General features: G+C 70.8%; 12 protein-coding genes. 1 reads left to right on the forward strand and 11 read right to left on the reverse strand.

What is annotated here, in order from left to right:
- Positions 1 to 5: 5 nt before the first annotated feature.
- From AC6I0Y_RS07080 to AC6I0Y_RS07115, 8 genes are all read right to left on the reverse strand, one after another.
- Positions 6 to 1,019, reverse strand: coding sequence for a sugar transferase (locus tag AC6I0Y_RS07080; RefSeq protein ID WP_497730448.1), 1,014 nt, complete (start codon positions 1,017 to 1,019; stop codon positions 6 to 8).
- A 47-nt stretch (positions 1,020 to 1,066) separates the two neighbouring features.
- Positions 1,067 to 1,579: an antiterminator LoaP gene (loaP, locus tag AC6I0Y_RS07085; protein ID WP_497730451.1), complete on the reverse strand. Its 513-nt coding sequence runs from the start codon at positions 1,577 to 1,579 to the stop codon at positions 1,067 to 1,069.
- Between the two features lie 520 nt (positions 1,580 to 2,099).
- Positions 2,100 to 2,648, reverse strand: a complete 549-nt coding sequence (locus AC6I0Y_RS07090; RefSeq protein ID WP_497730454.1) for a hypothetical protein — start codon at positions 2,646 to 2,648, stop codon at positions 2,100 to 2,102.
- Positions 2,649 to 3,032: 384 nt separating this feature from the next.
- Positions 3,033 to 3,512, reverse strand: a complete 480-nt coding sequence (gene coaD / locus AC6I0Y_RS07095; RefSeq protein WP_160710170.1) for a pantetheine-phosphate adenylyltransferase — start codon at positions 3,510 to 3,512, stop codon at positions 3,033 to 3,035.
- A gap of 35 nt (positions 3,513 to 3,547) precedes the next feature.
- Positions 3,548 to 4,129: a 16S rRNA (guanine(966)-N(2))-methyltransferase RsmD gene (gene rsmD / locus AC6I0Y_RS07100; protein ID WP_497730457.1), complete on the reverse strand. Its 582-nt coding sequence runs from the start codon at positions 4,127 to 4,129 to the stop codon at positions 3,548 to 3,550.
- A gap of 117 nt (positions 4,130 to 4,246) precedes the next feature.
- A complete protein-coding gene (locus AC6I0Y_RS07105) occupies positions 4,247 to 6,466 on the reverse strand; it encodes an ATP-dependent DNA helicase RecG (protein WP_497730460.1) in 2,220 nt (739 codons plus the stop codon).
- A 5-nt stretch (positions 6,467 to 6,471) separates the two neighbouring features.
- Positions 6,472 to 8,103 (reverse strand): DAK2 domain-containing protein, encoded by a 1,632-nt coding sequence (locus tag AC6I0Y_RS07110; RefSeq protein WP_497730462.1) that lies wholly within the window; start codon positions 8,101 to 8,103, stop codon positions 6,472 to 6,474.
- Positions 8,104 to 8,183: 80 nt separating this feature from the next.
- A complete protein-coding gene (locus tag AC6I0Y_RS07115; RefSeq protein WP_160710174.1) occupies positions 8,184 to 8,531 on the reverse strand; it encodes an Asp23/Gls24 family envelope stress response protein in 348 nt (115 codons plus the stop codon).
- Positions 8,532 to 8,765: 234 nt separating this feature from the next.
- Here AC6I0Y_RS07115 and rpmB point away from each other — a divergent pair, with 234 nt between their 5' ends.
- Positions 8,766 to 8,957: a 50S ribosomal protein L28 gene (rpmB, locus tag AC6I0Y_RS07120; protein ID WP_160710175.1), complete on the forward strand. Its 192-nt coding sequence runs from the start codon at positions 8,766 to 8,768 to the stop codon at positions 8,955 to 8,957.
- A gap of 129 nt (positions 8,958 to 9,086) precedes the next feature.
- On the opposite strand, the gene AC6I0Y_RS07125 is transcribed toward rpmB, so the two are convergent.
- The 3 genes from AC6I0Y_RS07125 to AC6I0Y_RS07135 all read right to left on the reverse strand — a co-directional run bounded on the left by AC6I0Y_RS07125 (position 9,087) and on the right by AC6I0Y_RS07135 (position 11,809).
- Entirely contained in the window at positions 9,087 to 9,806 is a 720-nt protein-coding gene (locus AC6I0Y_RS07125) for a zinc ribbon domain-containing protein (RefSeq protein ID WP_497730465.1), read from the reverse strand.
- 147 nt (positions 9,807 to 9,953) lie between these two features.
- Positions 9,954 to 10,892 carry a Nif3-like dinuclear metal center hexameric protein gene (locus AC6I0Y_RS07130; RefSeq protein WP_497730467.1) on the reverse strand — a complete coding sequence of 313 codons (939 nt, stop codon included), beginning with the start codon at positions 10,890 to 10,892 and terminating at the stop codon, positions 9,954 to 9,956.
- Between the two features lie 101 nt (positions 10,893 to 10,993).
- The gene (locus AC6I0Y_RS07135; protein WP_497730470.1) at positions 10,994 to 11,809 is read right to left on the reverse strand and encodes a histidinol-phosphatase HisJ family protein; all 816 of its coding nucleotides are present in this window, start codon (positions 11,807 to 11,809) and stop codon (positions 10,994 to 10,996) included.
- Between the last annotated feature and the right edge of the window lie 125 nt (positions 11,810 to 11,934).

Genomic DNA, 11,934 nt, shown 5'->3' on the forward strand with positions numbered 1-11,934 from the left:
GCTGCTCACCTCCCCTGAGCAGCTAGCACGACGCCCACAGTCTGAATAACGAGCTTTACATCCGTCCAGACGCCACAGCCCTTGATGTACATGAGGTCGAGGTCCACCCACTCGTCGAAGGTGAGGTCGTCGCGGTTCATGCGGGTCTGCCAGTAGCAGGTGAGGCCCTGCTTCACGAGCAGCCGCTGGCGCTGGCGCGGGGTGTAGGCGGCCACCTCCGAGGGGATGGCCGGGCGCGGGCCCACCACCGACAGGTCGCCCTTGAGGACGTTCGCGAACTGGGGCAGCTCGTCGAGGGAGAGCTTGCGTATCACGCGGCCCACGCGCGTCACCCGCGGGTCCTCGCGCATCTTGAAGACCGGCCCCGTCTTCTCGTTCATGGCGCGCAGCGACTCCAGGCGCTCCTCGGCGTCGGGGCGCATGGAGCGGAACTTGTACATGGTGAACTCGCGGCCGTGCCGCCCCACCCGCCTCTGGCGGAAGAGCACCGGGCCGGAGGGGTCGTCGAGCTTGACGGCGACGGCGATGAGCAGGTAGAGCCAGCTGAACGCGACCAGCACCAGCGCGCTGAAGGCCGCGTCGAAGGCGCGCTTGGCCGCCCGGTAGGCCAACCGGCCATGCGCCAGCCGCTCGGCGGCGTCGGCCACCGCCGGGTCGGGGGCGTCGGGGGCCTCGTAGCCGGCGAGCTCGCGCACCGCGTAGCGGCGGGCGCGCGGCGGCACGGAGGGCGCGGCCCCGGCGGCGCGGGCGCGCAGGCGCGGGTTGTTGGCCCCGCCGGCGGCCTCGGCGCGCTCCTCCTCCACGAACTCGGTCAGGTCGTCGAAGGTGAGCAGCATCGCGCCGGACTGCGAGGGGCTCGACTGCATGCGCCGGCGGGGGCGGGCGGGGGCGGGGGCAGACGCCTCCGAGGAGTCCGCAGCCCGGCGGCCGCCGGCGCGCGACTCGTCCGCCAGCCGCTGCACGCGCCTGCGGCCCGACGGCTCGTCGTCCTCGCGGTAGTCTATCTCGTTGTCAGCCAATGCTTCTATCGTTTGCTTTCTTGGGTGGTGCTTACGTTCTCGGGGAATCAGCGTTGCTTGCGGAGGATCTCCAGCCCGACGGGGACCTCGACGGTGCGACCGAGGATCTGGAGCTCGAGCACGGCGCGGCGCTTGCGACGGTTAATGCGCTTGACCTGGGCCTCGCGGCCCACGAGCGGGCCGTCCACGATGCGCACCACGCCGCCTTCCACCACGGCGTGCGACATATCCACCACGCGGTGGCCGCGTCGGGTAAAGGCGTTGATCCAGCTGATCTCCTCATCGTCGAGCGGCAGGAACTCACCGTCCACGTCGAGGAGCCGCGCGAAGTCGGGCAGCCGATCGAGCGCCGCCCTCAGCCGGCGGGGCTGGGCGGTGTCCACGATCAGGTACCCCGGGAACAGGGGCTCCTCCGCCGCCTGCCACTCGTCGCCCACGCGGTGGGCGACGCTGCGGCGCGGCACGAAGCACTCGTCCAGCAGGCTCGGATCGACCCGCTCCTCGATGAGACGGCAGGCCGCGGCCTCGCGCCCGGTGCTCACGTGCACCACGTACCACATGGCTGACCCCTTCCCGGCCACCGGGATCCGGCGGGCGAAGGGAGCGCCGCATCGGGGCGCGGCGGCGCCCGCGGCCCCCGCAGGGCCGCCCCGCCGCAACGCCCCCGCAACTCGCCAGGCGCGCCTGCACCCGGCGAGCCCGGGCATGGCTTCGCCGCCGGCCCCCTCGGGCCGTCTTCCGCAGCCGCGTGCGCGCAGTCGGCCGACGCCCACGGGCGACCAGGCCGATCCCGCGCATGGCTTCGCCCCCGGCGCCTCGCGGCGACCTAAGGGCCGCACCGCGCACTACCCGGCTGGGCAGCGGCACGGCTTCGCCATCCAGAGCCCGAAAGCCCTGGTCGCGGCTTCGCTTATTCCCCTCCCGCGCTTATACGAGACGCCGAACGCGGCCTCGCCTTACACGACGGGATATGCTGTGCAGTTTCCTGCGAAGAACTCGAGCGGGTGAGCGGCGGATCGGAACCGACGCGCCGTTCGCTCGGGCTCTCCGCAACAAGCTGCGGAGGACTCCTACGGTCGGTCAGCTCTTGGAGACCACCTCCAGGCCCACCTTGAGCCCGCGGGCATCCGCCGGCAGCGCGAGCGTTCCGGCCGCCGCGCCGGGAGCGCGCCCGAGCAGCACCTCGTCGGCCCGCGACGGATCGAGCCAGGCCGCACGGCGATGACGGTCCACATGGCAGACGAGCCCCTCCAGCCCCGCGAGCGGGCCTGACGCCACCGCAAGCCGCCCGCCCTCGATGGCGCCGCGCGACACGCGCACCACGCCCTCTGCGCCGCCGAGGGCGTGCACGAGTGCTGCCTCAGCGTCGGTGAGGACTGCCAAGACGCCATCCGCGGACAGCATCAGATCGGGCTGGGTAGAGCGACGCAGGACATGCGCCACCGCCTCCGGATCGTCGGAGGCGAGGAAGAGGTAGCCGGGAAGCAGCAGGTCAGTGGCAATTCCCCATTCCCCCGCCGTCTTGCGCGGCATCTGGCGACGCAGGGGGAAGCACGCCCGCACGACATCGCCGCCCAGGGCCATGACGCGGCGGGCCGCCGCGTCCTCGCGGGACGGAACGACCTGCACGACATAACGCGCCAGGGGCGTGTCGGCTGCGGTATTCGGTTGGGTGCTGGGAAGGTCGAGGAACGCGGGCGCGACGATGCGCGGGTGGCTGGCGCCGAGGCGCGCCGCGCGGGCGGCTACGCGGCGGCTGCGCGGGCTACCATGAAGTGGCTGCCCCCCCCCCGCGAGTTTCCGTGCGGTATGTCAGCGTCGACTGGCTCACGGCCGTTCGTCCTCGTTTCCTTCGATGAATCACGTCCTCACCTGCGGTAAGGGAACGTTGTAGTTCAATTGAACATAGTAGCACAGCGCCGCCGGGGCGCCAGGGGGCGTTCACCACTGACTGATTATCGGTACAACTCTCCATAACTTACCGCGAGGTTTTTCGGTAAGCGGAGGATCGGGCTAATCCCCGAACTTCTCCTCGAGCGCCTGACGCACGCAGTCGGGGACGAACTGCGTGAGATCGCCGTGGAAGCTGGCTATCTCGCGTACCACCGATGACGACAGGTACATGTACTCCGGCGGCGACATGATGAAGATGGTCTCCAGGTCGCTGTCGAGCTGGTAGTTGAGCGCCGTCTGCTGGAACTCGTACTCAAAGTCGGTGATGGCGCGCAGGCCCTTCACCACCACGCGCGCATCCAGCTGGCGCGCGAAGTCGATGAGCAGGCAGTCGAAGGGCTCCACCCGCACGTTAGGCAGATGCGCCGTGGCCTCACGCGCAAGCGCCACGCGCTCCTCGAGCGTGAACAGCGGCCGTTTCTTGGCAGAAGCCGCCACCGCCACCACCACCTCGTCCATGATCTGGGCGGCACGGGTGATGACGTCGAGGTGGCCGGCGGTGATAGGGTCGAAGGTGCCGGGGGTCAGGGCGCGTCTCATGGGATTCCTCTCAAACGGATCAGGGCGCATCAGCGCTAGTCGGGCTGGCGGCGCAGCAGGTCGATAACGGTATCGCCCCAGGCACGGCGCGTGGCAACAGCGAAGGGTGCCGCCTCCGTCAGCTCGTCGACGGCAGCGCTCGCCGCAGCGTCATGCTCATAGGAGACGATGACGTCGGACGCGAGCAGCCCCGCGGCATCGAGACGCGCCACGAAGGCCAGCACCTCGGCGGCCTCCACGGCATAGGGCGGATCAAGAAACACCAGATCATAGGGCGTCCCCACAGACGGCACCACCGCCTTCAGCACGTCGGCGCGGCGCACGCGGGCGCGGTCGGGGCCATAGCCGAGCAGCCGCGCGTTGGCCTCGACCACCTTGGCCGCCGCCCCGTCGCGCTCCACCAGGCAGGCGCGGTCGGCCCCGCGCGAGAGCGCCTCCAAGGCCAGCGCGCCCGAGCCGGCGAAGGCATCGAGCACCACGGCGCCCTCGAAGCCGCCCCGCGCGCTCGCGAGCATGGACATGAGCGACTCGCGCACGCGGTCGGTGGTGGGGCGCGTGCCGTCCCCCTTAGGCGCCTTCAGCACGCGCCCCCTATGCTCACCTGCGATGATCCGCATGGTCTTCCTTCCTTGTCCGGTCGCGGGGCCTGGAGCACGGCTGCGCTCGAAGGCTGCGCGGCCATGCACCAGACCCGCCCCCCCCTGCTAGCGCGCGTGCGCCCTTCCCTCCTCCGCCTACCCGCCCGATGGCACGTCGGACCGCGCGGCCAGCAGGCGCACCTCGCGGGCGAGCGCCCGGTGCTCGGGAGCCTCGAGGGCCGGGTCCTCCTCGAGCAGCGCCGCCGCGTCACCGTGGGCCGCCTCGATGATGCGTCCGTCACGCACCACGTTCACGAGCTTGAGTCCCGAGGCGCCGTGCTGGCGGTTGCCGAGGATGTCGCCCTCACGGCGCAGCGACAGGTCGAACGACGCCAGCTCGAAGCCGTCGTCGGTGGTCTCCATGGCCGCCAGGCGCTGGAGCGCCGCCTCCTGCTTGGACGCGGACACCAGAAACACCTCGGCCGGCTTCTCGCCGCGACCCACGCGCCCGCGCAGCTGGTGGAGCTGCGAGAGGCCGAAGCGGTCGGCGTCCTCGATGATCATCACCGTGGCATTGGGCACGTCCACGCCCACCTCGATGACGGTTGTAGCCACGAGCACCCCTATCTCGCCTGCGCGGAACCGCTCCATGACCTGCTTCTTCTCCGCTGCGGCCATGCCGCCGTGAAGGAGCGCCACCTCGGTGTCGACGAAGGTGGACGACTGGAGCATGGCCGCCTCGCGGGTGGCCGCGGCTACGTCGTCGCCGGCCAGGTCGGCCTCGGACTCGATGCTCACCACCGGGTGCGCCGCCACGTCCTCCTCGTCGCGATCGGCCGCGGCCTTGGCGTCGCGCTCGGCGGTGTCCTTGCCGATGAGAGGGCACACCACATAGACCTGCTCGCCTCGGGAAAGCGCCTCCCGTGCCGCATCGTAGGCGCGCCCGCGGTCCTGCTTGGTCACCACGTGGGTGGTTCGCGCGGCCCCGGCATGGGGCTTCTCGCGGAGGTAGGACAGTGTGAGGCTGCCGAAGAGCGCAAGCGCCAGCGTGCGCGGGATGGGCGTGGCCGTCAGGTACACGGCGTCGGGCGCCTCGCCCTTGGCCAGCAGGCGCGCCCGCTGATCCACGCCGAAGCGCTGCTGCTCGTCGATGACCACGAGCGTGAGACTGCGCGGGGCCACGTCGTCCTCCAGCAGGGCGTGGGTGCCGATGAGCACGTCCACCGTGCCGGCAGCCACGCGCTCGAGAACAGCCGCCCGCTCGGCGGCGGGCGTGGAGCCGGTGAGCACCTCGTAGGTGACGCCCGCGGCCTCCAGAAGCGGGCCCAGGCTGCGCCCGTGCTGGGTGGCCAGCACCTCGGTGGGCGCCATGAGCAGGGCCTGCCCGCCCGTGTCGGCCGCGGCGGCCAGGGCGAAGGCGGCCACGGCGGTCTTGCCGGTGCCCACGTCGCCCAAGATCATGTGGTTGGCGGTGCGCGGCGCCCCCATGACGGCCATGAGGTCGCGGCGCGCCTGCTCCTGCTCGCCGGTGAGGGCGAAGGGCAGCGCTGCAGCAAGCGCCGCCTGGTGCGCGCCGTCGGTCACGTGGGCCACCGGCTTGCGCCCGGCGCTGCGGCGCGCCCCCTCCTGCATGAGGAACAGCTCGAGCACGAGCAGCTCCTCGTAGGCCAGGCGCCGACGCGCCTCGGCCACCTCCGCCATGGCCTGGGGGAAGTGGATGCACGCGAGCGCCGACCCGCGGCTCATCAGACGGTACTTCTCGCGCAGGGCCAGGGGCAGCGGATCGTAGAGCCCCCGCACCGCGGCAAGCGCGTTCTCCGCCAGCCGCCGCATCCACGCCGGCGAGAGCTTCTCGGTGGCCGGGTGCACGGGGATGATCATGGCCGCCACCTGGCCCTCCCCCACCTTCTCCAGGTAGGGGTTGGTCATGCGCTTGAAGCCGTAGTCGAACTCCACCTTGCCGGCCACGGCCACCGCGTCGCCCGCCTTCACCTGATCCATGAGCCACGGCTGGCGGAAGCACGTCACCATGAGGGTGCCCGTGCCGTCCACGAGCGCCAGCTCCACGAGAGGCAGGTTGGGCCGCGGGCGCTTGAGCTTGATCTCGTGGACGGTGCCGCGAATGGTGCACGACTCGCCGATGCGCGCGTCGGCTACCGTGCGCACGGCCGACAGGTCCACGTAGCGCCGCGGGAAGTGGGTCACCAGGTCGCGGACGGTGCGGATGCCCAGCTTCTCGAGGGCCTTGGCGCGAGCGGGGCTCACCAGGCGCACCCGGCCGACGGGCTCGTCGAGGGCAAGCGTGGCCGCCAGACGATCAGGCGCCCCCGCAGGGGCGCCCTCGTGCGTGCTTCGGCTGTGGGAGGCGGCGGCCAAGCGGGCTACTCGACCGAGAGGATGATCGGATAGAGGGGCTGCTCGCCGCGATGGGCGTCCACCTCCAGGTCCTCGTAGGCCTCCTCGATGGCCTCGATGAGCGCCTCGAAGTCGTCCTGGGACAGATCCTCGCCGGCCAGGAGCGTGCAGGTGTCGGCGTCCTCAGCCTCCATGACGGCCAAGAGATCCATCACCACGCCGGGAACCGACGAGCCCACCGCGTCGATGGAGCCGTCGCAGATGCCGATGACGTCGCCCTCGGCGATAGGGTTGCCCGCGGCGTCATGGGAGTCCTTGATGGCGGTGGTCACCTCGCCGGTGCGCACGTCGCCGTAGGCGGCCGTCATCTCCTCGACGTTGGTCTCGAGCGAGGCGTCCTGATCGACGGCGAACAAGGCCGCGAAGGCTTGCGGCACGCTCTTGGTGGGCACCACGGCGCAGGGGCGCTCGCACAGCTCGGCGGCGCTCTGGGCGGCCATGATGATGTTGGAGTTGTTCGGCAGCAGGATGACGGCATCGGCGTTCACCTGGTCAGCCGCGTCCAGCAGGTCCTTGGTGGAGGGGTTCATGGTCTGGCCGCCGGAGACGACCACGTCCACGCCCAGGCTGCGCAGGATCTCGGCGTTGCCCTCGCCCGCGGCCACGGCCACGAACCCGAGCGGCTTGACCTCGGCCTGCTGCTCGGCGGCGAGCTTCTCGGTGCGCTCCTCGCTCTGGAGCTGCATGTTGTGGATGAACACCTCGGAGATCTGGCCGCGCTCGAGGAAGTAGGCGAGCACCTTGTCCGGCGTGTTGGAGTGGACGTGCACCTTGAACTTGGGCACCGAGCCGACGCACAGCTCGCAGTCGCCCATGGTGGCCAGAAACTCGAGCGCCTCCTCGGTGTCGAGCGTGTCAGAATCCACCAGGAACTCGTTGCAGTAGCGGAAGGCCGAGCCCTCCCAGTCGTTGATCTGCTCGATCTCCACCTTGGGGGCGGTGCCGCGGGCGAAGGCCAGCTCGTCGCCGAGGGTGCCCTCCTTGCCGGTGAGCGCGCTCGCGAAGGCGTCGAAGAAGATGGCCAGGCCGAAGCCGCCCGCGTCCACCACGCCGTTCTCCTTGAGCACGGGCAGCAAGTCGGGGGTGCGCTGGACGGAGGCATAGGCCTCGCTCACGACGGCCTCGAGCGCCTCGGGGGTGGGAAGCCCCAGCTTGGAGGCGTTCACTGCCGCCTGGGCGCTGTCGCGCAGGACGGTGAGGATGGTGCCCTCGACCGGCTTGCGCACGGCCTGGAAGGCCACCTCGACGGCCTTCTCGAAGGCGGTGGCCAGCGACGCGGAGGTAAGTCCCTCCCAGCCGACCGTGCCCTCGCAGAGGCCGCGGAGGATCTGCGAGGTGATGACGCCGGAATTGCCGCGGGCACCCATGAGCGCGCCGGTGGTGATGGCCTTGCGGATCTCGGCGCCGTCGGCCCCGATGGGCAGGCGCGCGAGGTTCCCCACGACGCTCTCGATGGTCAACGACATGTTGGTGCCGGTGTCGCCGTCGGGGACGGGGAACACGTTGAGACGGTTGATCTCCTCCTTGCGGGCCGAGAGCGCCTTGCTGGCGGCCGCGATGGCGTTCTGGATGTCGTTAGAGGTAAAGGCGGTTGGCATGGCGGGTGTTTCTCCTTAGGGGGACTGCATTCGAGGGCCTTGGCGCGCGGCCTGCCCCTCGCTGGGCAACGGACGCGACGCTAGCGACGGACCTTGACGTCCTGCACGTGAACCTCGACGCCGGCCAGGGGAACCCGAGCATACTCAGAAAGCACGAAGCTCACCTGGTCGATGAGGTTGCGCGACACGGTGGAGATGTTGGTGCCGTACTCGATGACGACGTAGAGCTCGACGTGGATGCCCTCCTCCGTGGCGTCCACCACCACCCCGCGGCGCAGGCGCGACGTAGGCAGGATCTTGGCGATGCCGTCAGCCGCGTTGGGCGCGGTCATGCCGACGACGCCGTAGCACTCCATGGCCGCGTTGCCGACCATGTCCGCCAGCACGTCGTTGGCGACGTGGAGCTCACCGGGGATAGTTGTGTCCATGATGCTCCTTTCAGGCTCAGCCGGCCGGGGCGGCCTGCTTGCGGGCGGCGCGCGGGGCCGCCTCGAACTCATCTGAGCAGTATAGCGCATGGACCGCGGGCCAAGGCACCGGCCCCTTGAGCGGCTCGGTCATATTCCATAATTTTTTCTTGTGGGGCAGTTGTTCCTTGTGCTATAGTTTGAGGGCTGTATTTTCCCCTGTGGGTTAACCAAGTAACAATGGAGTTGATAGACATGTCCAAGGTTTGTGAAGTTTGCGGTAAGCACCCCGTCGCCGGTCGTAGCATCAGCCACTCGCACCGCGTGTCCAATCGCGTCTTCCGCCCCAACGTGCAGAAGATCACCATCAAGGACAAGAGCGGGCACGTGCGCAAGGCCAACGTGTGCACCTCCTGCATGAAGGCCGGCAAGGTCGAGCGCGCCTAGCGCTCCCTGCCGCCTGCGGCCCATCCTCCGGGACGTGCCGCGCAAGACGAGCCCGCATCTGCGGGCTTTTTTGCGTTAGGGGACAAAAAGCGGGCGGAGGCTGGGAGCCCCGCCCGCCGTATGGTGGCGCTAGGCGATGATGAGGAGGCGCTTGCAGGACGGGCAGGTGCCGAGCGGGGCCTGGGCCTTCAGGTCGATGAGGCGGCCGCCGTCGATGGAGGCGCGGCAGGCGCCGCAGCGGCTGCCGTCGAGGCGTCCCACGGCCACGCCGCCGGAGCGCGCCGCCGCCTTCTCGTAGAGCGCGAGCACCTCAGGGTCGAGCCCGCCGGCCGTCGCGGAGCGCTGGGCCTGGAGCTGGGAGATACCGTTCTTGAGGGCGCCGCCCTCCCGCTGGAAGGACTCGACGGCGGCCTGCTCCTGCTCGGCGAGGTCGGCGACCATGCGCTCGATCTGGCCCTCAAGGCCCTCCACCTTCGCCAGCTCCGCCGCGGCCGCGTCGTGGTCGTCCGCCAGGGACGCGCGGCGCTTGGCGATGCCGGCCAGCTCCTTGGTGCGCGCCTCGGCGTTGCGGAAGTCACCGTGGGCTGCCTCGATGGCGGCCTGGACGCCGGCTTCCTTCTTGGCGAGCGACGCGTCCTCGTCGGTGATGCGCGTGAGCTTGCGCACCGCCTCCTTGCGCAGGGCCGCCACCTGGGAGCGCTTGGCCTCCACCGTCTCGCGCTTCTGGCGCACCGACAGGATGGTCGCTCGCTGGGGCAGCTCCTCGAGCTGCTTGGTCTGGCGCATGACCTCCAGGTCGATCTGCTGAAGCTGGAGCAGAGCGGCCAGATCGTCGCGTGAAGCCTGCATGGATGCCTTCCCTTCTCTCAGGGGCGCTGCGAAACGTTAATAGGACAATGATAATGCTCGCCCCCTCCCCCGCGCGGGGAGAGGGGGCGAGTTTTTTCGGCAATCCATGTTTTCGCCAGGCGAGCCCGCAGGGGCGACGGGCGGATGCTAGATGCGGATGGCCTCGGGATAGGCCCAGTTGGCGGACTGGTCGATGGCGACGATGCGGTCGTCGGGCACGCCGACGCGCAGCAGGGCCTCGGCGAGGACGGCCACAAGCGGCAGCTCGCTCACATCATGCCCGAGCTCGATCACGGAAAGGCCGGCGGCCGAGAGCTCGAGCGCGTCGTGGTACTTGACCTCACCGCAGACGAGCACGTCGGCGCCAAGCCCCAGGCACGCGCGACCGAGCGACCCGGCCGAGCCCGTGGCCGTGACCGCCGTGCGCACCGGCGCGTCGAAGTCGCCCCAGACGCGCGGCTGGCGGCCGAACACCGACGTGCAGCGCGCCGCCAGGCGGCCGAGCGTCTCGGGTGCGTCGTTCGCGCGCACCTCGCACACCTGGCCGTAGCCCTTCTTGCGCGAGGACGCGAGCGGCTCGGCGAAGGTGCCCTTGAAGGCCAGGCCGAGCATGCCGGGCAGCACGCGAGCGGCACGCAGGCTCACGTCGAGGGCGGTGTGGAAGTCCATGAGCGCCACCTGGCCCTGGATGGCGGCCCACACGCCTGCGCCGGGGCAGAGCGCCGCCGACGGCTCCGGCGCGAAGGCGTCGGGGGCGGCGAGGAAGGCCGGGTGGTGCGTGACGAGCACGTTCGCGCCGTTCTGCGCGGCCTCGCGGATGGCGGCCACCGTGGGATCGAGCGCCACGGCCACCTTCCGCACGGGAAGCGCCCGCTCGCCTACGAGCACGCCGGTGCGGTCCCATGACTCGGCATCTTCGGCGGGGAACTCCTTGAGCAGCGCCGCCTCGAGCGCGCCGACGGTCATCGAGAAGCCCTTGCGGGCCAGCTCGCCGCTCGGACGCTCGGCCAGCGCCTGGGCCTCGGCTCCGCCCCCGGCCTGCCGGGCGGCCTTCGGATCCTTATCCCTGCGGTTGAAAAGCGCCATGGTGATCAGCCCCTTCGTCTCGGATGTTGGCGGGCCCGCAAGACGCGGGGCGCGCGGCGGGCCCGCGCACGCACGTCTTAAGGATACGCCGGTCGGTCGCGTCAGGCGAGGGGTATCTCGCGGCGGTCGCCCGACCTGCTGGGAACCGTTACGCACCGGTAACCGGCCTGGGCCATGAGGGCGTAGCCGCGCTCGATGTCGCGCGCCACGTTGGCCGGGTCGTGGGCGTCGGAGCCCACGGTGCAGGGCACGCCGGCGCGGCAGAAGGCGGCCAGCAGCGCCGGGGCGGGAAACATCTCGGCGCACGCGTAGTACGACCCCGACGTGTTCACCTCCACCATCCGCCCGCCCGCCGCGGCGGCCTCGGCCATGGCCTCGTAGAGCGGCGCAAGGTCGAAGGAGGGGTAGAAGCCGAACTTCTTGGCCAGGTCGGGGTGGCTCATCACGTGGAAGGGCTGCGCCGGGTCGGCCGCGGCCTGGCACCACACCTCGGCGTAGCGCCGCCAGATGCGGTCAGGCGCGCCCGGCTCGTCCCAGGCGCCGCGCTGGGCCGGGTCGTCGAAGGGCCAGGCGTCCACGAAGTGCACCGAGCCCAGGATGAGCTCGAAGGGCGCCAGGTCGGCCGCGGAGAGCGCGCGATCCTCGTCGGCCGCCAGGTAGTCCAGCTCGCAGCCGCAGATGATCTCCATGTCGGGATGGTCGCGCCGCGCCTGCTCGACGGCGGCCAGGTAGGCGGGCAGGTCGGCCGCCGGCACGGAGAGGTAGCCGTCGGGATCGAACGCATCTGAGAGCGGGAAGTGCTCGGTGAAGGCGAGGGTGGTCAGGCCGGCGGCCGCGGCGGCATCGGCGTAGGCGGTCACCTCGCCGGCGCCGTGGCCGCAGTAGCGCGAGTGGCAGTGGGTGTTGATGAGCTCCAAGGGGGTTCCTTTCGGGGACAGGGCGGGCGCGAGCGAGTCGCGGGACGGACGCAGCGGCGGGCGGGCGCGGGGCCGGCGAGCGCGAGGCGAGGTCCGCAGGACGCCGGCGGCGCCCGCCCGCTGAG

It is taken from the genome of Adlercreutzia sp. St.1H8, from assembly GCF_059728655.1.